25 protein-coding genes are annotated in these 19,545 nt (G+C 63.2%); 7 read left to right on the top strand and 18 right to left on the bottom strand.

Going from position 1 to position 19,545, the window contains the following annotated elements:
• Positions 1 to 13 precede the first annotated feature (13 nt).
• From BMX92_RS08210 to BMX92_RS08200, 3 genes are read left to right on the top strand one after another with little or no spacing between them, the layout of a single operon-like run.
• The gene (locus tag BMX92_RS08210; protein ID WP_093014687.1) at positions 14 to 2,767 is read left to right on the top strand and encodes an ATP-dependent DNA helicase; all 2,754 of its coding nucleotides are present in this window, start codon (positions 14 to 16) and stop codon (positions 2,765 to 2,767) included.
• A complete protein-coding gene (locus BMX92_RS08205) occupies positions 2,764 to 3,306 on the top strand; it encodes a SixA phosphatase family protein (RefSeq protein ID WP_093014684.1) in 543 nt (180 codons plus the stop codon). The genes BMX92_RS08210 and BMX92_RS08205 overlap by 4 nt, the downstream gene beginning before the upstream one ends.
• Before the next feature lie 10 nt (positions 3,307 to 3,316).
• On the top strand, positions 3,317 to 3,835 hold the full coding sequence (locus tag BMX92_RS08200) for a GNAT family N-acetyltransferase (protein ID WP_093014681.1): 519 nt from the start codon (positions 3,317 to 3,319) through the stop codon (positions 3,833 to 3,835).
• A 151-nt stretch (positions 3,836 to 3,986) separates the two neighbouring features.
• Here the strand turns inward: BMX92_RS08200 and BMX92_RS08195 are convergent, their stop codons facing one another.
• The 5 genes from BMX92_RS08195 to rpmF all read right to left on the bottom strand — a co-directional run bounded on the left by BMX92_RS08195 (position 3,987) and on the right by rpmF (position 7,059).
• Positions 3,987 to 4,331: a MerR family transcriptional regulator gene (locus tag BMX92_RS08195; protein WP_093014678.1), complete on the bottom strand. Its 345-nt coding sequence runs from the start codon at positions 4,329 to 4,331 to the stop codon at positions 3,987 to 3,989.
• 80 nt (positions 4,332 to 4,411) lie between these two features.
• A complete protein-coding gene (gene ihfA, locus BMX92_RS08190) occupies positions 4,412 to 4,708 on the bottom strand; it encodes an integration host factor subunit alpha (RefSeq protein ID WP_093014674.1) in 297 nt (98 codons plus the stop codon).
• A gap of 112 nt (positions 4,709 to 4,820) precedes the next feature.
• Complete coding sequence (locus BMX92_RS08185) at positions 4,821 to 5,789, bottom strand: beta-ketoacyl-ACP synthase III (RefSeq protein WP_093014671.1); 969 nt, start codon at positions 5,787 to 5,789, stop codon at positions 4,821 to 4,823.
• Positions 5,786 to 6,811, bottom strand: coding sequence for a phosphate acyltransferase PlsX (gene plsX, locus BMX92_RS08180; RefSeq protein WP_256213325.1), 1,026 nt, complete (start codon positions 6,809 to 6,811; stop codon positions 5,786 to 5,788). The genes BMX92_RS08185 and plsX overlap by 4 nt, the downstream gene beginning before the upstream one ends.
• A gap of 68 nt (positions 6,812 to 6,879) precedes the next feature.
• Positions 6,880 to 7,059 carry a 50S ribosomal protein L32 gene (gene rpmF / locus BMX92_RS08175; RefSeq protein WP_056690759.1) on the bottom strand — a complete coding sequence of 60 codons (180 nt, stop codon included), beginning with the start codon at positions 7,057 to 7,059 and terminating at the stop codon, positions 6,880 to 6,882.
• Between the two features lie 219 nt (positions 7,060 to 7,278).
• On the opposite strand from rpmF, the gene BMX92_RS08170 reads away from it, so the two are divergent.
• Positions 7,279 to 7,710 carry an MAPEG family protein gene (locus BMX92_RS08170; protein WP_093014665.1) on the top strand — a complete coding sequence of 144 codons (432 nt, stop codon included), beginning with the start codon at positions 7,279 to 7,281 and terminating at the stop codon, positions 7,708 to 7,710.
• A 212-nt stretch (positions 7,711 to 7,922) separates the two neighbouring features.
• Here BMX92_RS08170 and BMX92_RS08165 read toward each other — a convergent pair whose 3' ends face one another.
• From BMX92_RS08165 to BMX92_RS08145, 5 genes are all read right to left on the bottom strand, one after another.
• Positions 7,923 to 8,582 (bottom strand): MBL fold metallo-hydrolase, encoded by a 660-nt coding sequence (locus tag BMX92_RS08165; RefSeq protein ID WP_093014662.1) that lies wholly within the window; start codon positions 8,580 to 8,582, stop codon positions 7,923 to 7,925.
• Between the two features lie 226 nt (positions 8,583 to 8,808).
• Positions 8,809 to 9,234, bottom strand: coding sequence for an RrF2 family transcriptional regulator (locus BMX92_RS08160; RefSeq protein WP_093014659.1), 426 nt, complete (start codon positions 9,232 to 9,234; stop codon positions 8,809 to 8,811).
• A gap of 147 nt (positions 9,235 to 9,381) precedes the next feature.
• Positions 9,382 to 10,425 (bottom strand): glycerophosphodiester phosphodiesterase, encoded by a 1,044-nt coding sequence (locus BMX92_RS08155; RefSeq protein WP_093014656.1) that lies wholly within the window; start codon positions 10,423 to 10,425, stop codon positions 9,382 to 9,384.
• The gene (locus BMX92_RS08150; RefSeq protein WP_093014653.1) at positions 10,422 to 10,781 is read right to left on the bottom strand and encodes an ArsC family reductase; all 360 of its coding nucleotides are present in this window, start codon (positions 10,779 to 10,781) and stop codon (positions 10,422 to 10,424) included. The genes BMX92_RS08155 and BMX92_RS08150 overlap by 4 nt, the downstream gene beginning before the upstream one ends.
• A gap of 15 nt (positions 10,782 to 10,796) precedes the next feature.
• On the bottom strand, positions 10,797 to 11,177 hold the full coding sequence (locus tag BMX92_RS08145; RefSeq protein WP_093014650.1) for a RidA family protein: 381 nt from the start codon (positions 11,175 to 11,177) through the stop codon (positions 10,797 to 10,799).
• 139 nt (positions 11,178 to 11,316) lie between these two features.
• On the opposite strand from BMX92_RS08145, the gene BMX92_RS08140 reads away from it, so the two are divergent.
• Positions 11,317 to 11,622: a hypothetical protein gene (locus BMX92_RS08140; protein ID WP_093014886.1), complete on the top strand. Its 306-nt coding sequence runs from the start codon at positions 11,317 to 11,319 to the stop codon at positions 11,620 to 11,622.
• On the opposite strand, the gene BMX92_RS08135 is transcribed toward BMX92_RS08140, so the two are convergent.
• Positions 11,619 to 12,035: a group II truncated hemoglobin gene (locus BMX92_RS08135; protein ID WP_093014647.1), complete on the bottom strand. Its 417-nt coding sequence runs from the start codon at positions 12,033 to 12,035 to the stop codon at positions 11,619 to 11,621. The two genes, BMX92_RS08140 and BMX92_RS08135, sit on opposite strands and share 4 nt — an antisense overlap.
• 151 nt (positions 12,036 to 12,186) lie before the next feature.
• Here BMX92_RS08135 and BMX92_RS08130 point away from each other — a divergent pair, with 151 nt between their 5' ends.
• Positions 12,187 to 12,708, top strand: a complete 522-nt coding sequence (locus tag BMX92_RS08130; protein WP_093014644.1) for a thermonuclease family protein — start codon at positions 12,187 to 12,189, stop codon at positions 12,706 to 12,708.
• 268 nt (positions 12,709 to 12,976) lie between these two features.
• Here BMX92_RS08130 and BMX92_RS08125 read toward each other — a convergent pair whose 3' ends face one another.
• From BMX92_RS08125 to BMX92_RS08115, 3 genes are all read right to left on the bottom strand, one after another.
• Positions 12,977 to 13,579 carry a glycine zipper 2TM domain-containing protein gene (locus tag BMX92_RS08125; protein WP_093014641.1) on the bottom strand — a complete coding sequence of 201 codons (603 nt, stop codon included), beginning with the start codon at positions 13,577 to 13,579 and terminating at the stop codon, positions 12,977 to 12,979.
• Positions 13,580 to 13,867: 288 nt separating this feature from the next.
• Positions 13,868 to 14,056 (bottom strand): hypothetical protein, encoded by a 189-nt coding sequence (locus tag BMX92_RS08120; protein WP_093014638.1) that lies wholly within the window; start codon positions 14,054 to 14,056, stop codon positions 13,868 to 13,870.
• 36 nt (positions 14,057 to 14,092) lie between these two features.
• Complete coding sequence (locus BMX92_RS08115; RefSeq protein WP_093014635.1) at positions 14,093 to 14,332, bottom strand: hypothetical protein; 240 nt, start codon at positions 14,330 to 14,332, stop codon at positions 14,093 to 14,095.
• 104 nt (positions 14,333 to 14,436) lie between these two features.
• On the opposite strand from BMX92_RS08115, the gene BMX92_RS08110 reads away from it, so the two are divergent.
• Positions 14,437 to 15,081: a BglII/BstYI family type II restriction endonuclease gene (locus BMX92_RS08110; RefSeq protein WP_093014632.1), complete on the top strand. Its 645-nt coding sequence runs from the start codon at positions 14,437 to 14,439 to the stop codon at positions 15,079 to 15,081.
• Here the strand turns inward: BMX92_RS08110 and BMX92_RS08105 are convergent, their stop codons facing one another.
• From BMX92_RS08105 to BMX92_RS08090, 4 genes are all read right to left on the bottom strand, one after another.
• A complete protein-coding gene (locus tag BMX92_RS08105; protein ID WP_093014629.1) occupies positions 15,082 to 15,729 on the bottom strand; it encodes an MT-A70 family methyltransferase in 648 nt (215 codons plus the stop codon).
• Between the two features lie 72 nt (positions 15,730 to 15,801).
• Entirely contained in the window at positions 15,802 to 16,851 is a 1,050-nt protein-coding gene (locus tag BMX92_RS08100) for a ribonucleotide-diphosphate reductase subunit beta (protein WP_093014627.1), read from the bottom strand.
• Between the two features lie 14 nt (positions 16,852 to 16,865).
• A complete protein-coding gene (locus tag BMX92_RS08095) occupies positions 16,866 to 17,141 on the bottom strand; it encodes a hypothetical protein (RefSeq protein WP_093014624.1) in 276 nt (91 codons plus the stop codon).
• Between the two features lie 84 nt (positions 17,142 to 17,225).
• Positions 17,226 to 19,130, bottom strand: a complete 1,905-nt coding sequence (locus tag BMX92_RS08090; protein WP_371262297.1) for a ribonucleoside-diphosphate reductase subunit alpha — start codon at positions 19,128 to 19,130, stop codon at positions 17,226 to 17,228.
• Between the last annotated feature and the right edge of the window lie 415 nt (positions 19,131 to 19,545).

The following is a 19,545-nucleotide window of genomic DNA, read 5'->3' as shown; positions in this document are numbered from 1 at the left end:
CTAAACCCTACGGGTGATCGACCCCGCATCCCTGCCCGCGCTTCACGCCAGCCATGGCGGCATCTGGCTGCGCGAGGGCGACGATACCCATGCGCTGGCCAAGGGGCAGGCGATTGCCCGCGCGGCTGAAACGCCGGTGCTGCTGCTCAATGCGCCGCTGACCGGACAAAGGCTTGGCTATCCGGAGCTGAATGGCCTCGACCTGCTGGAACTCTGGGCCTTTCTGCATCCCGCCCGTTTTCTGGTGCCCACGCCCAAGGGGCTGGCCGAAGCGCTGGGCCTGCCCGCGCCGGGCAATGAAGGGGATATTCCTGCGCTGCTGCAACAGGCTGCCACATTGCTGCTGGCCCGGCTGGATGCGCCCGACTGGGTGGAGCGTGAGGGCGGATGGACCGCCGCGCAATCGCTGCACCGGATGCGCTGGCCCTGGTCGCCATTGGTCGCGCCGCGCATCGCCCGCCCGCGCGAAGCGGAACGCTGGCTCTTCTCCAAGCTGCCCGAATGGGAGGAGACACAGCCCCGTCCGGCCCCGCGCACCGTCAGCCTGGCGGAGGATCAGGTGCTGGCCCGGCTGGACGCGCTGACCGGCGCGGGCGCGGAGCCGCGCCCCGGCCAGCGCGCCTATGCCGCCGCCGCCCGCATCGCCTTCACACCGCGCAAGCATCGCGACCAGCCCAATATGCTGCTGGCGGAAGCCGGCACCGGGATCGGCAAGACATTGGGCTATCTGGCCCCGGCTTCGCTCTGGGCAACCGAAGCGCAGGGGACGGTGTGGGTGTCGACCTATACCAAGGCGCTGCAACGACAGCTGGACCGCGAAACGCTGCGCCTGTTTCCCGATCCCGCCATGGCCGCGCGGCGGGTGGTGGTGCGCAAGGGGCGGGAAAATTATCTCTGCCTGCTGAATCTGGAAGATGCCTTGCAGGGCGGCTTTGCCGGGCGGGCCGCGATATTGGCGCAGCTGGTGGCGCGCTGGGCCGCCTTCACCAAGGATGGCGACATGGTGGGCGGCGACCTGCCCGGATGGTTGCCGACCCTGTTCCGCCGCAATGGCTCCACGGCGCTGACCGACCGGCGGGGCGAGTGTATTTACGCGGGCTGCCCGCATTATCGCAAATGCTTCATCGAGCGGTCGGCGCGCGCTTCCGCCGACGCGGACATCGTCATCGCCAATCATGCGCTGGTGATGATCAACGCCGCGCGCGGGCGCGAGACGGGGCAGCGGCCGCAGCGCATTGTGTTCGACGAAGGGCATCATCTGTTCGACGCGGCGGATTCGACCTTCTCCGTCGCCTTGTCGGGGCAGGAGGCGATCGAGCTGCGCCGCTGGATCATGGGGCCGGAAGGCGGATCGCGCGGGCGGCGGCGAGGGCTGGCGGCGCGCCTGTCCGACATGGCGAGCTATGACGAGGAAGGCGGGCAGGCGATCCGCGCGGCGGTGGACGCGGCGCAGGCGCTGCCGGCTGATGACTGGCTGAAGCGCGTGGTGGCTGGTGAGCCGTTCGGGCCGCTGGAGGGGCTGCTCGCGGCGGTGCGCGGCACGGTCTATACCCGTGCGGAGGCGGCCGGCGAGGCGGATGCCGGCTATGGGCTGGAAACCGAACTGGCCGAGCCTGATGGCGCTTTGGTGGAGGCGGCGCAGGAAGCGGCGCTGGCGCTGGATGCCCTGATCAAGCCGCTGGTGCGGCTGGCGCGGCGGCTGGAGGCGGTAATCGAGGACGCGCCCGACTGGCTGGACGGCGCCGCGCGGGCGCGGATCGAGGGCGCGGTGGCCTCGCTGGGCTGGCGGCGCGACCTGATCGCGGCCTGGCTGGCGCTGCTGACGCGGATCGGCGGGCCGGCCGACGCCGACTATGTCGACTGGATGACGGTCGACCGGGTCGAGGGGCGCGAATATGATATCGGCATCCATCGCCACTGGCTGGACCCGACACGGCCGCTCGCCGAAACGGTGCTGAAGCCGGCGCAGGGCGTGCTGCTGACATCGGCGACGCTGAAGGGCGGCGGGGAATGGAGCAATGCGGAGGCGCGCAGCGGCACGATCCACCTGCCCCATGGCGCGGAACGGTTCGAGGCAGCGAGTCCCTTCGACTATCCGGGCCAGGCCGAAGTGCTGATCGTCACCGATATCAAAAAGGGCGATATCGCCGCCATGTCGGGCGCCTATGCCCGGCTGATCGAGGCTGCGGGCGGCGGGACGCTGGGACTGTTCACCGCGATCCGGCGGCTGCGCGCGGTGCATGCGCGGATCGCCGACCGGCTGGCGCGGGGCGGACTGCCGCTTTACGCCCAGCATGTCGATCCGATGGATACCGGCACCTTGGTCGACATTTTCCGCGATGATCCGCGCGCGTCCCTGCTGGGCACCGATGCGTTGCGGGACGGCGTGGACGTGCCGGGCCATTCACTGCGGCTGGTGGTGATGGAGGGCGTGCCATGGTCCAAGCCCACCGTGCTGCACGCGGCGCGGCGGCTGGCGGGCGGGGGCAGCGCCTATGACGACCGGCTGATCCGGGCGCGGCTGGCGCAGGCCTTTGGTCGCCTGATCCGCCGGGCCGAGGACCGGGGCAGCTTCGTCATATTGTCGGCCGCCATGCCCAGCCGGTTGCTGAGCGCCTTTCCGCCCGGAACGCCGGTGCGCCGCCTGACGCTGGACGAGGCGATCATCGCCGTCAGCGTTGCCGCCCGCCGCGAAACGCTTGGCGAAACCGCGTCGTTAGGGCATCAGGGGGGCGAATCCGATTTGCCCCAACAGGAGAAACAATGAAGCGGCTGACCCTGTTGCGCCACGCCAAATCGGACTGGGACGATCCGGTGGCGCGCGACTTTGATCGCCCGCTGAATCGTCGCGGGGAAAAGGCGGCGTTGCTGATGGGCCAGTTTGCCGCCAAGCGGAAGATGCAGTTCGACCTGCTGGTCGCCTCCCCCGCGGTGCGCGTGGTGCAGACGCTGGAGACTTTCTTCGAAGGCTATGGCGAGACGCTGGACGCGCGCTGGGACCGGCGCATCTATCTGGCCTCCTCGCCTACGCTGTTCGATGTCGTGCGCGACCTGCCCGACAGCGCCGACAGTGTATTGATGGCGGGACATAATCCGGGGCTGGAGGAACTGATTCTGGATCTGGTGCCCGATGACGGGATCAGCCCGCTGCGCGAGGATGTGGAGGTGAAATTCCCCACCGCCAGCATCGCCGTGATGGATCTGGCGATCGACCGCTGGAGCGAGGCGCGCGACAATGTGGCGACGCTGGCCAGCTTCACCCGCCCCCGCGACCTCGACCCGGCGCTCGGGCCGGGCACCCGCTGAGCCGCCGGGCATGACGCCGATCCTGTGGCGCCGGGCGGAGGCGGCGGATGCCGGGGCGCTGTCGATATTGGGTGGTGCGACCTTCCTTGCCAGCTTTGCCCATGATCATCCGGGCGCGGCGCTGCTGAGCCATATTCGCGGCGCCCATGGCGAGGGCTATTATCAGGCCGCCTTGAGCGATCCGGCGCAGACGCTGCTGATCGGGGAGACGCCACTGGGCGCGCCGGTCGGCTATGCGCTGATCACGCCGCCTGCCCTGCCGGTGCCGACCGACGCGCAGGATGTCGAGCTGAAGCGCATCTATCTGCTGCATGGCTGGCAGGGCGGTGGCAATGGCGACCGGCTGATGACGCTGGTGCTGGAGGAAGCGCAGCGGCGTAGGGCGAAGCGGCTGTTGCTGGCGGTCTATCCGCAGAATGACCGGGCGCGGCGATTCTATGCGCGCCATGGCTTTGAGGAAATTGGCGAGCTGACCTTCATGGTCGGCGACGTACCGTTCCGCGACCTGATCTACGCGCGGGCGTTGTAGGGCGGTAAGAGCATCGCACCCTGAACATGGACCGTTCGTGCTGAGTGAGGCTGCGCTTGTCGAGGCCCTACCCTGTTCATCAAGAAGTACGGCCCTTCGACAGGCTCAGGGCGAACGGCTACAAAGGTAATCCCATTTTACGGGCGTCGCCCTAGTCGCCGATGGCGCTGGCCAGCGTCGTGCGGATTTCTCGCAGGCGGACCAGCAGATCGGTGTCAGCAATGCAGGCCGGTGCCGCGGCGGGCGTGGGCGTGGCCTCGCCATCCTCTAGCGCCTTTTGCGCGCCCTTGACGGTGAAGCCTTCGACATTGAGCAGCTGGTGGATACGCCGCGCGAGCGCGACGTCAGCCGGGCGGTAGTAACGTCGGTTTCCGGACCGCTGGAGCGGGCGCAATCGCGGGAAGCGGGTTTCCCAATAGCGCAAGATATGTTGGGGAAGACCAAGCTCGCCAGCCAGCTCGCTGATGGTCAGAAATGCACCCTCTTCCTTTTCCATGACGAGGATGTTGCACCCATCCAGGGGGCAACGTCAACTATGGTAAAGCAATGGTAATATTGGAAAAGGGCCCGATCGTCTCAAATCGAGGCGACACGATCCCGCATCGTCTGGCTGGCGCGGAAAGTGAGCACCCGGCGCGGTTCGATCGGCACTTCCACGCCGGTCTTGGGATTGCGGCCCATACGCTCGGTCTTGTCGCGCAGGACGAAGGTGCCGAAGCTGGAAATCTTCACATTTTCGCCGCGCGCCAGCGCCGTCGACATATGTTCGAGGATCGATTCCACCAGCGCCGCCGCTTCGGCCCGCGACAGGCCGACGTGCCGATTGACACTTTCCGCCAGATCCGCGCGCGTCAGGGTTCCATTGTCGCTCATCGAACATCCCCACTTCTTCGCCCACCGATCATCTCCGCGGATGATCTGACTGAAATGTGATTGATTCGCGGCGCTTTGGCAAGCGGTTGCTAGGCCGTGATCATTTAGCCCGTCAGACCCGAAGGACGCAGGCGCCCCAGGTGAAGCCGCCGCCCATCGCTTCCAGCACGACCAGATCCCCCGGCTTGATCCGTCCGTCGCGCGTGGCGAGGTCCAGCGCCAGCGGCACCGAAGCGGCCGATGTGTTGGCGTGCCGGTCCACCGTCACCACTACGCGATCGGGGGAAAGCTTGAGCTTGCGCGCGGTCGCGTCGAGGATGCGGGCATTGGCCTGATGCGGCACCAGCCAGTCGATATCGTCGGGGGTGAGGCCCGCCAGTTCCATCGCTTCCTTGAGCACGGAGGCCAGATTCACCACGGCGTGGCGGAACACTTCCTGCCCCCTCATCCGCAGCTTGCCCACGGTCTGGGTCGTGGACGGCCCGCCATCGACATAGAGAAGCTGGTTATGGCGGCCATCGGCATGCAGCTTTGCGGCGAGAATGCCGCGATTGCCATCGGCGCTTTCCTCCGCGCCCAGCACCACCGCGCCGGCGCCGTCGCCGAACAGGACGCAGGTGGCGCGATCTTCCCAGTCGAGGATGCGGCTGAAGGTTTCCGCGCCGATCACCAGCGCACGATTCGCCGCGCCCGAGCGGATCATGCTGTCGGCGACGGTGACGGCGTAGAGGAAGCCCGAGCAGACGGCAGCGACGTCGAAAGCGACGCAATCGTCGATGCCCAGCGCCGCCTGCACCTTGGTCGCGGTGGCGGGGAAGGTCTGGTCCGGGGTGGCGGTCGCCAGAATGATGAGGTCGATATCCTGCGCGGCGATGCCCGCCGCTTCGATCGCCTTCTGCGCGGCGTCGGCCGCGAGGGTGGCGGTGGTTTCGCCCTCCCCCGCGATGTGGCGATTGCGGATGCCGGTGCGTTCGACGATCCATTCGTCGCTGGTGTCGACGCTCTGCGCCAGTTCGGCATTGCTGACGGCGCGAACGGGCAGGGCCGAGCCCGTGCCGAGCAAAATGGACCGGCGAATCACTTGGCGGACAGCTCCAGCTTTGACGCTACATCGGCCAGCGACTGAATATCGGCGATGTCGGCTGCGATGCGCCGGGTAATATCTTCTTCCAGCAGGCGGGCGGCGACATGCACGGCATTGGCCACGCCCTTTTCGTCCGCGCTGCCATGGCTCTTCACCACCACGCCATTGAGGCCCAGGAAAACCGCGCCATTATGGTTGTTGGGGTCAAGATGATGCTTGAGCATGTACATGGCCGGCTTCGAGATCAGGAAGCCGATCTTCGAGCGGATCGAACTGGTGAACGCCTTGCGCAGCACGTCGGTCACGAAACGGGCCGTACCTTCGGCCGTCTTCAGTGCGACATTGCCGGAGAAGCCATCGCACACGATGACGTCGGTATCGCCGCGGGCGATCTTGTCGCCTTCGGTGAAGCCATCGAACTGGAGCGAGAGATTGTCGGCGGCGCGCAGCACGGCGGCGGCATCGCGAATCTCGTCGGTGCCCTTCAGCTCTTCGGTGCCGATGTTGAGCAGGCGGACGCGCGGACGATCAAGATCGAGAGCGATGCGGGCATAGGCAGCCCCCATCACCGCGAACTGGACGAGGTTGCGGGCGTCGCATTCGGTATTGGCGCCCAGGTCCAGCATGATGACGTCATTGTCGCCGAGCGTAGGCAGCATGGCTGCCAGCGCAGGACGATCGACACCCTTCATGGTGCGCAAGGCGACCTTCGCCATCGCCATCAGCGCGCCGGTATTGCCGCCAGAAACGGCAGCGCCAGCCTCGCCCGCCTTCACGGCAGCGATGGCCATGGCCATGGAGCTGGTTTTCTTGCGAATCGCGACGCTCGGCTTGTCGGAGCCGTCGACGACCGTATCGGCATGGACGATGTCCGACGCCGCCCGCAAATTGGGGTGATGGTCGAGCGCCGCCTTGATCCGCTCCTCGTCGCCGAACAGGGTGAAACGCAGGCCATCATGACGGCGACGGGCCAAAGCAGCCCCCGCCATCATCACGCGCACGCCTTCATCCCCGCCCATCGCGTCGATTGCGATTCGCGGTTGGCTGGACACTCTAATTCACCCCTTTGCGGAGTTCAGAAACGGGCTCAGGCCCCGACGGCGACGATTTCGCGGCCGTTATAGTGACCGCAAGCGTCGCACAGATTGTGGGGACGCTTCAGCTCACCGCAGTTCGAGCATTCGTTGAACGCTTCGACGCGCAGCGAATCATGGCTGCGACGCATGCCGCGCTTGGAGGGAGAAGTTTTGCGCTTGGGGACAGCCATGTCGGCACCTTATTCCATAAATTAATCAGGTTTTGCGACTGGCCGGTTCCCAAAGGATGCCGACGCCAACGGCGCCGCAGACCCATGCGGCCCGGGTGATCGCGAAGCCCTGCGCCTATAGCGCTTTTTGCCGGAGGCGCAAGTCCTTCCTTCCCTTTGCCCTTGTCCCTTCCCCAAGGCGCTCTACGGTGCGCTTCACGGAATAACAGGGATTTGACCATGCTGCTGCCGATTACGCTGACCTTTGCCGCCGCCTGTGCGCTGCTCAACTTCTGGCTGGCGATTCGGTGCGCCCGGTTCCGGATCAAGGACAAGATATTGCACGGCGACGCCGGGCACGGCCTGCTGGCGCGGCGGATGCGGGCGCATGCCAATTATGTCGAATATACGCCGATCGTGCTGATTCTCTTCGCCCTGGTCGAGATGGCGGTGGGTGCTTCGCTATGGCTGTGGATCGGGGCGCTGGTCTATGTGGTGGCGCGGGTCGCCCATGCGTTCGGCATGGATGCGGACAAGCCCACGGCGTGGCGCGCGGGCGGTGCGCTGCTGACCTGGGGGATCATGATCGTGATGGCCGGGACGGCGCTCAGCATCGCCTATGGCGCGACGCGCGAAATGCCGGTGCCGCCGGCGATGGCGGCGCGGGTGTAATTGCGCGATTCTTTAGAGCATCGTGCGCCAAATCGGGATCACCTCTGTATCCGTTCGCCCTGAGCCTGTCGAAGGGCTGTACTTCTTGAAAAAAGAACAGGGCTTCGACAGGCTCAGCCCGAACGAGCTCTATTTAGGGCTCGATACTCCCGCGACGCAGCCCCCTCCACCCCTTGCTGCGCAAGCGGTCCCCCTCCCCGTGCCGGGGAGGATTACCCGGCCAGCACCGAATCGGCGACGAAGGGGTTGGTGCGGCGTTCATGGGCGAAATTGCTCATCTGGCCGTGGCCGGGGACGAAGGCCGTTTCGCCGCCCAGTGGCCAGAGCTTGCCGGTGATCGCGTCGATCAGATCCTGATGATTGCCGCGCGGGAAGTCGGTGCGGCCGATCGATCCCTGAAACAGCACGTCGCCCACAATGGCCAGCTTGCTGGGGGCGTGATGGAAGACGACATGGCCGGGCGTGTGACCGGGGCAATGGATGACGTCGAAGGTCAGGTTGCCGACCGTCACCTGATCGCCGTCATTCAGCCAGCGGTCCGGCTCGAAACTTTCGCCGGGTACGCCCCAGCGCTCGCCATCCTGCGGCAGCCGGTCGATCCAGAAACGATCATCCTCATGCGGCCCCTCGATCGGGACATTGAAGTCGCGCGCCAGCACGCCCGCCTGCCCGCAATGGTCGATATGACCATGGGTGACGAGCAGCTTCTCGATCGTGACGCCATGTTGGGCAGCTGCTTTCTTGAGCACGGGCAGGTCGCCGCCCGGATCGACGAAGGCGCCGCGCATCGTTTCCGTGCACCAGAAGAGGGTGCAATTCTGCTGGAGCGGGGTGACGGGGATCAGGACGGCTTTGAGCGGCGGCGTGGTCATGGGGAGGATGTGGCGGACGGGGGAGGCATGTGCAAGCCTCTTGGGGGATTGGGAGGGGGCGCCTTGTTCCCCCTCCCGTAGACGGAAGGGGTCGATGGGAGGCACGTGACTCCCATCAAGGGAGTGGGCATGCGCAACGTTGCTAATGCCCACCCCGCTGCGACTAGGTCCGGCTGCGCCGAACCAAGTCTCGCTGCCCCTCCCGCTGGCGGGAGGGGAATAGCTCCTACTCCGCGCCTTCCATCGCGAACGGTTCGGCCAGGCTGATGCTGTCCAGCACCTTGGCGGTTTCGTCGCGGACGCGGAGCATGACGCGGTGGAGGCGGCATTCCGATTCGGGCAGGCAGTTGGTGCAGCTTTCATGGGCGAAGCGGCTGGCGCAGGGGGTGAGCGCGAGCGAGCCGCGGGTCAGGCGGACGATGTCGCCGTAGCTGATGTCGACCGGCGCCAGCGCCAGCCAATAGCCCCCGTCCCGGCCCCGCTGGGTCGCGACCAGCCCTTCGCGCGACAGTTCAGACAGGATCACGGTCAGGAATTTGGCCGGAATATTCTGGCGCGTGGCGATCTCGTTCAACGGAACCGGACCCTGGCGGTAGCGATCGGCGAGATGCTGGAGCGCGCGGATGGCATAACGGGTCTTCTGGGACAACATGGGTCCGTTATTCGCGTGCGAGGCGGCTTTGGCAAGTCAAGCAGGGGAATCGAGAAAGAAGTTTTTCAGGGATTTCCGCGCCAGGGATCGTCGGATGCGCGGTTTCGCCCTGGGCTCCTGCTTTCGCAGGAGCATGGTGGGTGATGGTCAGTGGCTATTCGCACCCAGCGCCGCGCGGGCCTGTCCGGGGAAGTCGCTGAAGATGCCGTCGACGCCGGTGGCGGCGATCGCCTGGACATAGCCGGTGAAGTCGCCGCGCCCTTGCGGATCGTCCAGCCGCTGAAACTGGGCGGGAAGGAAGCTGTTTTCCATCCGCAGCGTCCAGACATGGACCTGCAAGCCCGCATCATGGGCGCGGCCGACCAGCGCGGTTGGGCCTTCGGGCGCGATGATCAGCGCGGCCGAGGGGCCGACCCCATCGGCATAGGTCGCGATATCGCTCAGCCCCTGTACCATCAGCATGTCCGCATAGGTGACGCCGGGCAGATCGGCCGGGCCGCCCTCCGCATCGACGAGCTGGATCAGGCGCAGCCGGGTGGCGGTGCGAAGGGCTTTCAGATTGCCGACCTCGAACGACTGGATGAACACCGGGTCGTCGGCATTTTCATAACCATATTTGGCCAGCATCGCGAGCATCGGCGCCTGATGCGGCAGGCCGATCTTCGCGAAATAGCTGGGATGCTTGGTTTCGGGATAGAGGCCGATGCGGCGGCCGGTTTCCGCTTCCTTGGCGCGGACCAGCTTCAATATCTCTTCTAAGGTCGGGATCAGATAGAGATCGTTGAAGCGCTTGTTGGCGGGGCGCAGATCGGGGAGGCGTTCGCGCGCCCGCAGGGTACGCAGTTCGGCGAGGGTGAAATCCTCGGTGAACCAGCCGACCATGTCGATACCGTCGATCTGCTTCGTCGTCTTGCGATCGGCAAATTCGGGATGGTCGGCGACGTCGGTGGTGCCGCTTATCTCATTTTCATGCCGGGCGACAAGGACGCCGTCCTTCGTCAGGACCAGATCCGGCTCGATGAAATCGGCGCCCTGATCGATCGCCCGTTCATAGCTGGCGAGCGTATGTTCGGGCCGTTCGCCGCTGGCGCCGCGATGGGCGATCAGGATCGGTTCGGCCCGCACTATCTGGAGGGGGATGAGGCTCATCAGCAGAAACAACCCGATGCGCAGCAGCCCCCGCCCGATCATGCCTTCACGCCCTGAAGCGCGTTTTCATAAGTGGTCGCCTTGAAGCCGACGATCGTTTCGCCCCGGCCGGTGTCGAGGATGGGGCGCTTGATCATCGAGGGGTTGGTGATCATCAGCAGGATCGCCTTGTCCGCATCGATATGCGCCTTGTCGCCCGCGTCCAGCGCCTTGAAGGTGGTGCCGGAGCGGTTGAGGATGGTTTCCCAGCCATGCTCCATCACCCATTCTTCCAGCTTCGTCTTGTCGACGCCGGCGACCTTATAGTCGTGGAAATTATAGGCGACGCGCTCATTATCCAGCCAGTTGCGGGCCTTCTTGATCGTGTCGCAATTTTTGATGCCATACATGGTAATCATGACGCGCTGCTCCTGTTACCCTTTGAAGGCGGTGACTTCGATCTCGATCTTCATCTCCGGCTTGACGAGGCCGGCGATGACGCAGCTGGCCGCCGGGCGAATGTCGCCGAAAACGGGGCCAGCGATCTCACCCATCACATCCCAATAGGCGGCGTCGGTGATATAATAGGTCACGCGTACGACATCGGCAAAGGCGAAGCCGGCGTCTTCCAGCGCCTTGCCGATCACCTTGAGCGCGTTGCGGCCCTGTTCGACCACATCTTCGGGCATGGTCTTGGTTTCGGGATCGGTGCCGGTGGTGCCGGCGACGAAGCACCAGTCGCCCTGGACGACGGCGCGCGAATAGCCGACCTGCGCCTCGAAAGGCGAGCCGGAGGAAATGAGCTGGCGGGACATGAGGGGATTCCTGTTGCAGTGCGAAAGGATCGCCCGCGCCTTTGCGCCCTGTAGCGCGGGCTGTCCAGCGCTTTCGCCCGGAACAGGCGCGCGCGGCCAGCCGTTAAGGGAGGATCACACACCCGACAGGAGAATGGCCATGGCGCGCCCTACCCCCGACCGCGAGATTGAAGAGAATAGCGAACAGGCCGAAGCCGGCACCCAGGCGCAGGATATGGCGGAGGATGCGCGCGCCCGGTCCACGGACCTGAGCGAGGATAGCGAGCGGGGCGGCCGGGCCAATGTGGCGCAGGTGATGCCTGACGACACGGAGGATCTGGTCGAGAAGATGGAGGCGATGAACCGGTCCGGCCGGATCGACATGGATGCCTATGCCGGGGAGCCGCAGATGGATGATGAGGAGGACAGTTACGGGCCGACCGACAAGGAAGAGGACGAGGATTAGGCGGCGGCCGGGCTGGCGGTTGTCAGCCCGAAATTGATCATGCCGCGCGCCATATGACCCAGCGCCTGCGCCATGGCGTCGCCGATGGCGGGATCGATATCCTCCATTCCGGCAATGGCGCAGGCCATGGCGGTGGCCCATTGATCGGCCAGCGCCGGGGTAATCGGGAAGGCGCGGTGCAGCGACATGATGCACGGCCCGCGTTCGAACCAGTCGCGCGGGCCGCCCAGCCAGCCGCACAGGAAGCGGGTCAGGCCATGACGCACGGCGGTCATGTCGGCGGGGTGGATGGCACGCAACGCCGCATAGGCCGGGTCCTGCTCCACCAGATCATAGAAGCGATTGGCGAGTGCACGGGCGGCCGGCTCACCGCCGATGCGGACATAAGGGCTGGGCGGGGCGGCGGCGTTCATGGCTATCGGCTCCGTTTCGGATGATCCGGGGCAGCATGGCGTGTCGTGCCTGCGGGGCATTGATGTGGGTCAAATCGGGGATGCGCCGGATCGGGGATAAAGTGGCGCGGCTTTAACGCGCTGTTTGCCTATCGCCCGCTAGAGCCGGGGGATGGCAAGACAGGGATATGCGCGCGGGCGGCAGAAAAGGGCGGGATTCAGCGGCCCGGCGCTGATCTATACATTATGTCTGGGACTGTTGCTCGGCTGGTATGGGCCGGGATGGATGGCGCGGATCGACTTGCCCGGTAGCACGCCAGCGCCGCAAAGCGTGGCCGTCGATAGCCTGTCCGCCGATTTCGGATATTGCCATTCAGGCGGCGGGACGAATTGCGTGGTCGATGGCGACACTTTCTGGTTCCGGGGCGAGAAATACCGGATCGCCGACATCGATACGCCCGAAACCCATGGGCCGCGTTGCGAGGAGGAGGGCACTCTGGGCAAGCGGGCTACGGACCGGTTGCAGGGGCTGATGAATGCGGGGGCCTTTTCTCTGGAAGTGGAAGGGCGCAGGACCGATCGTTACGGCCGCAAGCTGCGCATCGTGACGCGCGAAGGCCAGTCGATCGGGGACCAACTGGTCGCCGAAGGACTGGCCCGCGAGTGGGACGGCAGGCGCCACCCCTGGTGCTAGGCCCAATCGACATTCAGCCCTGACGGGCTGCAAATGTTGGGACGAGGCACGTGACTCGTTTCAAGGGTCGCGAAAATCCACCATTTTCGCTCCGTCATCTTCTGAATATCGATCGGCCCCAGGTCTGGAGCTTATACCAGAATGCGATGATGCTGACCCATAAGGCAGTTCCCCGGCGAACGCCGGGGTCCAGTTTTGAACGCGGAACTGGGCCCCGGCCTTCGCCGGGGAACAACTGGCTATAGGTTCCTGTCAATGCAATTTGGTATTAGCGGCAGCTGACCCCGCCGCGATCGATTTCCCGACCCAGCAGCGCGCCGGCGCCGCCGCCGATCAGGATGCCCGCAACGTTCGACTGGCCGCGATCGATCTGGCTGCCCAGCAGACCACCCAGCGCCGCGCCGACGATCAGGCCGGTCGTGCCGTCCGAACGGCGGCAATAATAGCGATCGTCATAGCCGCGATAGATGCGGGTGCGGCGGTCGACACGGATCGGGGCATAGCCGCCGCGATAATAGCGGTTGGGCTGATAATAGCGGCCATAGCGCGGATCGGGGCGGTTATAATCATAGCCATAGACGACGCGCGGCGCGGGACGGCGATAGTCGCCGCGACGATCCTGGCGCCAGTCGCGACGATCATCGCGGCGGTCGTTGCGATAGTTGCGATTCGCCTCTCGAACGTTGCGGCGATAATCCTGACGGGCATCCTGCACGTCGCGGCGATATTCCCTGCGCGCGTCCCGAACATCGCGCTGGCGTTCCCGCGCATCGCGGCCCGGCTGGGCCATGGCCGGCGTGGCGGCAAGGCCGGTCAGCGCCATCGCGCCGAGCGACAGGGCGGCAATGGCCTGTTTGAAACTGAACGTCATGGCTGAGGCTCCTTCCCTCAAAATCTGTAACACTGGCGATACAACCCGCAGCATTACAGGATGTTGCATGAACGGAACAAAACCGCGCGTTCAGCCTCCGCTCAGCCGATCGGCCGATGCGAGGGGACAAGGCGGGAATAGGATATACGGCGCTTAACTTCGCATATGTCCCGTGAAATCGCGCATTATATTTCCTATTCCGGTCATATCGTTGCGCGGGATCGCGGCGCAGCGATGGTGCGAGAATAAGCGGATGGCGCCCTGTAGGACATGTGCGTGGGGCGCGGGTCAGAGCGCGTTGGCGATCGCCTCCCGCTGATCATTGGTGAGACCATCGGCGGCGGTCGCATTGTCGCCCGCCTGATGATCTTCCCCCGGTCCCACGAACTGGATCGCGGTCAGGATCACCAATATCGCCCAGAGCAACGCCATCCAGCGACTGGTGAAGAGCGAACGAAGGCGAACACCGAAGAGCATGGTTCGGGACGATAAGGCTGAGGGGTTAATTTAGCCTCACCCCGACGATGCAGGCCTGTCCGCCTCCGGCATGGCAAAGGTTACAGGACTGGTCAGCACGACCCGATCGAGCCGCGATGATCCCATACAGCGATGGCAATAGGCATAGTCGAAAGTGGCCTCCAGCACCCAGTCCTGCGCCGCCACGTCCCACGCCACCCAGGCGTCGCGCGTGACATTGTCGCTGCCGCAGACGTTGCAGACATAAGCGTGACGGATGGAAGATGTCTCGGTCATGCAGCGAGCATAGCGCGAGTCCCGCCATTTTGGCGGGAAGTAGCTCCGTTATGGAGGTAACTGGACTTATTGCGTTTCACGTCATGCTCAGGCACCAAGCATAAATGTCGACCATTCATCTCGTACCCGACGACCTGAAACAACTCTATCATGTGCGAGAGTGGCGAAATGCCACCGGCGTTCTGGCAACCGCCTGCCCAGACGAATGGCTAGATATTATTGATGTGTTAAGAGCCTTCCAACTCTTACGATCTGAAATCCAGGCCGCCGGCGGTAGGAAATCACCAATTGCCAACCAAATTGACGGTGGTTTTTACGACCGAGGATGGCAGGAAAAGCAGTTTCAGACGGCCATCAAGATTGACGATGACCTGTTCGAGAGCCCTACACATAAGATTGATTGCCTCAAGGGCAGAGTTGCGCTCGAAGTGGAATGGAACAACAAAGATCCATTCTTCGACAGGGATCTCAACAATTTTCGGTTGCTTTTTGACCTTCGCGCAATTGATGTCGGTATCATTATAACTCGTTCAACAGAATTGCAGTCCATTTTCAAATTTCTCGGAAAAGGCTCTTCCTACGGATCATCGACCACCCATCATGAAAAACTTTGGCCGCGCATCGAAGGAGGCGGCGGTGGCGGTTGCCCGATCCTGACATTTGCTATCAAACCGGACTTATATGTCGATGATGGACCGCCTACCGCCGAGCAAGTGGCCGACGCCCAAAATGCAGCAGACGAGGACTGATTATTCCGCCGCCATAGTACTATTATAGCTATAAGTATCCCATGTTGGCGCATAGCTGTCATCAGCTTGATTACCCCAAACATCCCATCCCTTACGCGCACCACGGCTGAACATTTCCAAACGCGGTCCCCAAGAGCAGGACTCGATAATCTCATATTGTTCATCGGGCTTACGGCTATGTTCGCGCTTACGGGTCTGGATCATATTGACCTGACTACGTCCGGGCCCAAGCGTCCGTGCATTTTTACCACGCACGCCAAAGAGCAGTAGTTCGGTGACGTTGCGAAAGTAAAATCCGACGCCTCGCCCATCAGAACCACCATCCTTGCGGATTTTATGCCAGACAAGATTGGATATGTAGCGGAAACCCCATGCATTCATGACCTGCAACCCTTCAGGTAGCAGAGCATTGGGAACCCAAAGATAAAGATGCGATGGCTCCGCCGCTATGTCGGCGACCGGCAAAGCGCAGATCTCCTCCAAGGTCATGGTCCCATAACGATTGAGTCGCTTGTGCTCGGGCGCGACTTTACCGGTACGGTTTTGAAACTGCCACGGCGGGTCAGCGAGGATCGTGCCATATTGCTTTCCCTGCGCATTGGCGAGGAAGTCGATATGTGCTTCGGGCAGGTCTGTGGACGGGAACATAAAGGGATCTTGGCAGATGCGAGATTCTGGATCAATCCGCAATTGCGGATTGATCCAGAAAGTTACCGAAACCTACTCCGCCGCGATCCCCGCGGCCTTGAACATGTCCGGGTCGGCGTCGATGTTGGCTGCTTCGCCGCCCTTCACCTTCTGGCGGCGGTCGAAGGCGTCCCAGACGTCGTTCCACTGGCCACGGGTCGCGCCCTTCGAATATTCGGTCGCGCGGGTTTCGAAGAAGTTGGCATGTTCCACGCCGTTGAGCAGCGGGGTCAGCCAGGGGAGCGGATGCTCGTCGATCATGTAGATGGGCTTGAGGCCCAGCTGGCCCAGGCGCCAGTCGGCGATGTAGCGGACATATTTCTTGATGTCCTTGGGCGTCATGCCGGGGACCGGACCCATTTCGAAGACGAGATCGACGAAGGCGTCCTCGATACGCACCGTCTTCTGGCACATGTCCATGATGTCGTCCTTGACCGCGGGGGTCAGGCACTGGCGTTCGGCGCAGAAGGCGTGGAACAGCTTGATGATGCCCTCGCAATGCAGCGTTTCGTCGCGGACCGACCAGGTGACGATCTGGCCCATGCCCTTCATCTTGTTGAAGCGCGGGAAGTTCATCAGCATGGCGAAGGAGGCGAAGAGCTGGAGCCCTTCGGTAAAGCCGCCGAACATGGCGAGGGTGCGGGCGATATCCTCATCGCTGTCGACGCCGAAGGTCGCCAGATAGTCATGCTTGTCCTTCATCTCCTTATATTGGAGGAAGGCCGAATATTCGCTTTCGGGCATGCCGATCGTGTCGAGCAGATGCGAGTAGGCGGCGATATGGACCGTTTCCATGTTGCTGAACGCGGTCAGCATCATCTTGATTTCGGTCGGCTTGAACACGCGGCCATATTTTTCGTGGTAGCAATCCTGCACTTCCACGTCGGCCTGGGTGAAGAAGCGGAAAATCTGGGTCAGCAGGTTGCGCTCATGGTCGGACAGCTTCTGCGCCCAGTCCCGGCAATCCTCGCCCAGCGGTACTTCTTCGGGCAACCAGTGGAGCTGCTGCTGACGCTTCCAGAATTCATAGGCCCAGGGATATTCGAAAGGCTTGTAGACCTTGCTGGCTTGAAGAAGGGGCATTTTGGCGAACCTTTTTAGCGAATTTCGATAAAATCAGAGATGAATATGAAAGCGACAGCAGCGACAAAAATCATACCGACAAGACGCACCCCGAACGGGTGGAATACGCCTAGTTCGGCCGGCCAGACGATCATCGGAATGGCGTTGGCAAACAGGATTGCGAGCACCGCCAGAGTGGTGACTTGCTGGTCCGAGCAGAATATCATCACGCACAGGCATGTCACAACAACCACTAGCTGCGCGACGGCGAACAGGCGTCGTGCGGGCCAGACGGGCGCTTCCTCACTCATGCCGCAACGTCCATGTTCTATCGGCTCACATATTTTGCAGCGAAGACATCTATTATCCCTCTTCCGTTGGGAGAGGGATTAAAGTCACTGACAGGCCAGGCACTCGTCATAGTCGGTGGTCTCGCCGATCTCGAACTTGGGGGCGTCGATCGTGTTGTCGGCTTCCACGCCGCCGCTGCCCGCAAAGCCCGCGCGCTGGACCGACTTGGAGCGCAGATAATAGAGCGACTTGATGCCCAGTTCCCAGGCGCGGAAGTGGAGCATCAGCAGATCCCACTTTTCGACGTCCGCCGGGATGAACAGGTTCAGCGACTGGGCCTGATCGATATAGGGCGTGCGGTCGGCCGCGAGTTCGAGCAGCCAGCGCTGGTCGATTTCGAAGCTGGTCTTGAACGTGTCCTTTTCTTCCTGGGTCAGGAAGTCGAGATGCTGGACCGAGCCGCCCCGCTCCAGGATCGAGTTCCACACCGCGCTGCTGTCCTTGGCCTTGGCCACCAGCAGCTTTTCCAGATAGGGATTCTTGACCGAGAAGCTGCCCGACAGCGTCTTGTGCGTGTAGATGTTCGCCGGGATCGGTTCGATACAGGCCGAGGTGCCGCCGCAGATGATGGAAATCGACGCGGTGGGCGCGATCGCCATCTTGCAGCTGAACCGTTCCATCACGCCCATGTCGGCGGCGTCGGGGCACGGGCCGCGCTCCTGCGCCAGCAGCATCGAGGCTTCGTTCACCTTGGCATTGATATGCTTGAAGATGCGCAGGTTCCAGGATTTGGCCATGGCGCCTTCGAAGGGAAGCCCACGCGCCTGAAGGAAGCTGTGGAAGCCCATGACGCCCAGGCCCACCGAGCGTTCGCGGGTGGCGCTATATTTGGCGCGGGCCATTTCCGGCGGGGCGCGGTCAATATAGTCCTGAAGCACATTGTCGAGGAAGCGCATGATGTCTTCCGCGAAGGTCGGGTGATCCTTCCACTCGTCCCAGGTTTCCAGGTTCATCGACGACAGGCAGCAGACGGCCGTGCGGTCGTTGCCCAGATGGTCGAAACCAGTCGGCAGGGTGATTTCCGAGCAGAGGTTCGAGGTCGACACTTTCAGGCCCAGATCGCGGTGATGCTTGGGCATCATGCGGTTCACCGTGTCGTTGAACACGATATAGGGCTCGCCGGTGCGCAGGCGCGTTTCCACGATTTTCTGGAACAGCGAACGGGCGTTGACGGTGGCACGGACCGACCCGTCCTTGGGCGAGGTCAGGTTCCATTCGTCATTGGCGCGCACCGCTTCCATGAAGGCGTCGGTGATGAGAACGCCGTGATGGAGGTTCAGCGCCTTGCGGTTGAAGTCGCCGGTGGTGTTGCGGACTTCGAGGAATTCCTCGATCTCCGGATGCGACACGTCGAGATAGCAGGCGGCCGAACCACGACGCAGGCTGCCCTGGCTGATCGCGAGGGTGAGGCTGTCCATCACGCGGACGAAGGGGATGATGCCGCTGGTCTTGCCGTTGAGGCCGACCGGTTCGCCAATGCCGCGCACATTGCCCCAATAGGTGCCGATGCCGCCGCCGCGCGAAGCGAGCCAGACATTCTCGTTCCAGGTGTTGACGATGCCTTCCAGACTGTCGTCCACGCTGTTCAGATAGCAGCTGATCGGCAGGCCGCGACCGGTGCCGCCGTTCGACAGGACGGGCGTTGCGGGCATGAACCAGAGTTTCGAGATATAGTCGTAAACGCGCTGCGCATGGTCCGCATCATCGGAATAGGCGGCAGCGACGCGCGCGAAGAGATCCTGATAATTCTCACCGGGCAGCAGATAGCGGTCGTTCAGCGTGTCCTTGCCGAATTCGGTCAGCAGCGCATCGCGCGACGTATCCGTCGTGACCGGGAAACGGCGCGCCAGCACGGTCGAGGAGGTCATGGGCTCCACCTTCTCCGGAGCAGGCACAGAAGCCGCCGCGAGCAGCGCCTCCACCTTCGCATCTTCCAACAGATCGTCCATCACAGTCGCCACGTCGCCACCTTGTCCACTATCTCTAAAATCCATGCGAGCCCCCGAATGTTCCTGTTCCGTTCGATTCGGTCAAGCGGGTCGCGTCAGCCGCGCATCCTAGCATGAACCGGACCGTGCCGGGGACGGGAAAGGGCCCAACCGAGCGGATCGCATGGACAAAAGCGCCCTGTCGCTGGAAACCAGTCCAGCGATGTGATCACAATCTGTTGGGTGACCCCTGTTAACCCGATACCACAGATAGTGCCATAGCCGCTTTCAGACACAAGAGGGTAAATTACAGTTCGGGGACTCTGTTCGTCGCTGATCCGATTCCATTCATCGTCGGCCCGACCCCCTATTTGGGGGCGACGCACGGACTTCTCCCGCCCCCGAAAAAGACAAGTGCCCGATTTCAGAAATAAAA

It is taken from the genome of Sphingobium sp. YR768 (genome assembly GCF_900111125.1).
Taxonomy (GTDB): Bacteria; Pseudomonadota; Alphaproteobacteria; order Sphingomonadales; family Sphingomonadaceae; genus Sphingobium.
This window is presented reverse-complemented; position numbering and strand designations above follow the sequence as displayed.

Bases quoted from the DNA above. Each gene is read 5' to 3' on its own strand.
- BMX92_RS08160 (WP_093014659.1), bottom strand. From the start codon at position 9,234: ATGTTGTCCCAGAAGACCCGTTATGCCATCCGCGCGCTCCAGCATCTC.
- BMX92_RS08100 (WP_093014627.1), bottom strand. From the start codon at position 16,851: ATGCCCCTTCTTCAAGCCAGCAAGGTCTACAAGCCTTTCGAATATCCC.
- BMX92_RS08130 (WP_093014644.1), top strand. From the start codon at position 12,187: ATGGCAAGACAGGGATATGCGCGCGGGCGGCAGAAAAGGGCGGGATTC.
- BMX92_RS08150 (WP_093014653.1), bottom strand. From the start codon at position 10,781: ATGATTACCATGTATGGCATCAAAAATTGCGACACGATCAAGAAGGCC.
- BMX92_RS08170 (WP_093014665.1), top strand. From the start codon at position 7,279: ATGCTGCTGCCGATTACGCTGACCTTTGCCGCCGCCTGTGCGCTGCTC.
- plsX (WP_256213325.1), bottom strand. From the start codon at position 6,811: ATGGGCGGGGATGAAGGCGTGCGCGTGATGATGGCGGGGGCTGCTTTG.
- BMX92_RS08115 (WP_093014635.1), bottom strand. From the start codon at position 14,332: ATGACCGAGACATCTTCCATCCGTCACGCTTATGTCTGCAACGTCTGC.
- ihfA (WP_093014674.1), bottom strand. From the start codon at position 4,708: ATGAGCGACAATGGAACCCTGACGCGCGCGGATCTGGCGGAAAGTGTC.
- BMX92_RS08205 (WP_093014684.1), top strand. From the start codon at position 2,764: ATGAAGCGGCTGACCCTGTTGCGCCACGCCAAATCGGACTGGGACGAT.
- BMX92_RS08095 (WP_093014624.1), bottom strand. From the start codon at position 17,141: ATGAGTGAGGAAGCGCCCGTCTGGCCCGCACGACGCCTGTTCGCCGTC.
- rpmF (WP_056690759.1), bottom strand. From the start codon at position 7,059: ATGGCTGTCCCCAAGCGCAAAACTTCTCCCTCCAAGCGCGGCATGCGT.
- BMX92_RS08145 (WP_093014650.1), bottom strand. From the start codon at position 11,177: ATGTCCCGCCAGCTCATTTCCTCCGGCTCGCCTTTCGAGGCGCAGGTC.
- BMX92_RS08135 (WP_093014647.1), bottom strand. From the start codon at position 12,035: ATGAACGCCGCCGCCCCGCCCAGCCCTTATGTCCGCATCGGCGGTGAG.
- BMX92_RS08165 (WP_093014662.1), bottom strand. From the start codon at position 8,582: ATGACCACGCCGCCGCTCAAAGCCGTCCTGATCCCCGTCACCCCGCTC.
- BMX92_RS08120 (WP_093014638.1), bottom strand. From the start codon at position 14,056: ATGCTCTTCGGTGTTCGCCTTCGTTCGCTCTTCACCAGTCGCTGGATG.
- BMX92_RS08125 (WP_093014641.1), bottom strand. From the start codon at position 13,579: ATGACGTTCAGTTTCAAACAGGCCATTGCCGCCCTGTCGCTCGGCGCG.
- BMX92_RS08140 (WP_093014886.1), top strand. From the start codon at position 11,317: ATGGCGCGCCCTACCCCCGACCGCGAGATTGAAGAGAATAGCGAACAG.
- BMX92_RS08195 (WP_093014678.1), bottom strand. From the start codon at position 4,331: ATGGAAAAGGAAGAGGGTGCATTTCTGACCATCAGCGAGCTGGCTGGC.
- BMX92_RS08155 (WP_093014656.1), bottom strand. From the start codon at position 10,425: ATGATCGGGCGGGGGCTGCTGCGCATCGGGTTGTTTCTGCTGATGAGC.
- BMX92_RS08105 (WP_093014629.1), bottom strand. From the start codon at position 15,729: ATGTTCCCGTCCACAGACCTGCCCGAAGCACATATCGACTTCCTCGCC.
- BMX92_RS08090 (WP_371262297.1), bottom strand. From the start codon at position 19,130: ATGGACGATCTGTTGGAAGATGCGAAGGTGGAGGCGCTGCTCGCGGCG.
- BMX92_RS08200 (WP_093014681.1), top strand. From the start codon at position 3,317: ATGACGCCGATCCTGTGGCGCCGGGCGGAGGCGGCGGATGCCGGGGCG.
- BMX92_RS08110 (WP_093014632.1), top strand. From the start codon at position 14,437: ATGTCGACCATTCATCTCGTACCCGACGACCTGAAACAACTCTATCAT.